General features: G+C 29.6%; 1 protein-coding gene. It reads left to right on the top strand.

The annotated features are described in order from the left end of the window. Positions 1-97: 97 nt before the first annotated feature. A protein-coding gene (locus KPL50_RS26365; RefSeq protein WP_375372965.1) for an IS3 family transposase occupies positions 98-1,434 on the top strand; the annotation gives its coding sequence in 2 pieces (ribosomal slippage) (positions 98-485 and positions 485-1,434; 1,338 coding nt in all). Positions 1,435-1,472: the final 38 nt, after the last annotated feature.

The following is a 1,472-nucleotide window of genomic DNA, read 5'->3' as shown; positions in this document are numbered from 1 at the left end:
TAAAATGTATCCTATAGAGTAGACAATTTAAAAAAAGTCTACCCTATAGGATATTTTTGTGTATAATAGAAAAAAAGCAGGAAATGGTGGGGTTGAAATGAGTAATAAATTATTTACAAATGGAGAAATAAAAATATTATCTAAAAATGAATATGTTAAAAGTGTAAGCATGAAGGGAATCACTTATACTGATGAATTTAAGAATATTTTTATTGTAGAAAATGAAAAAGGGAAATTTCCAAGAGAAATATTCGAAGAGTGTGGATTTGATATAGATATACTTGGAATTGAACGAATTAAATCGTCAGGAAATAGGTGGAGAGCAGCTTATAGAAAAAGTGGTGTATGTGGATTAACCGATACAAGAAAATTAAACTCTGGAAGACCAAGTGAGAAGGAATTATCTACAGAAGAAAAGTATGAACGTCTTAAGGCTCAAAATAACTTATTGAAAGCTGAGAATGAATTGTTAAAAAAAATCCAATACCTAGAAAGGGGGCTGATAAAGAAGAAATAACATTAGCAACTACGCATAAATTTATTATCATAAATTCAGTAATTGAAAAATATAAACTTAAAAATATGATTGGTTATTTATGTCAAATAGCTGAAGTATCTAGGTCAGGATATTATAATTATTTTGCATCAAAATCACAGGATTATAGATTTCAGCGCGATAAGGAAAATGAATTGATTAGAGATAACATTTTAAAGGCTTATAATTTTAAGGGACGCAAAAAAGGAGCTAGGCAAATCAAAATGACATTAGAAGGTCAATTTGGTATCGTTTACAATTTGAAGCGTATTAGAAGAGTAATGAAGAAATATAATATTGTTTGCCCAATTAGAAAAGCTAATCCATACAGAAGAATGATGAAGGCAACACAAGAACATACGGTTTTACCCAATATTCTAAAGAGAAACTTTAAGCAGGAAATACCGGGGAAAGTTTTATTAACAGATATAACTTACCTATTTTATGGAAACGGTAAGAAGGCGTATTTATCAACAATTAAAGATGCTTCTACAAATGAAATACTGGCATACAATGTGTCAGATAGTCTGAAATTAGATATAGTGCTTGATACAATACATAAGTTGAAAAAGAATAGGAATGTAAAATTAACTAATGATGCATTTATTCATTCAGATCAAGGAGTACATTATACTAGTCCAGTCTTTCAAAAATTAGTAAAGAAATACAAACTAGGACAATCAATGTCCAGACGCGGTAATTGTTGGGACAATGCCCCTCAAGAATCGTTCTTCGGTCATTTTAAAGATGAGGCATATATAAAACCATGTGAAACTTTAGAAGAGTTAAAGAAAGAGATTAAGCAGTATATGATCTATTACAATAACTATAGATATCAATGGAACTTAAAAAAGATGACTCCTGTTCAATACAGAAATCACCTTTTCAATGTTGCATAGACTTTTTTTAAATTGTCCTTGACAAAGGGTACATTTTA

Source organism: Clostridium sp. CF012, assembly GCF_018861755.1.
Lineage (GTDB): Bacteria > Bacillota > Clostridia > Clostridiales > Clostridiaceae > Clostridium_AD.
This window is presented reverse-complemented; position numbering and strand designations above follow the sequence as displayed.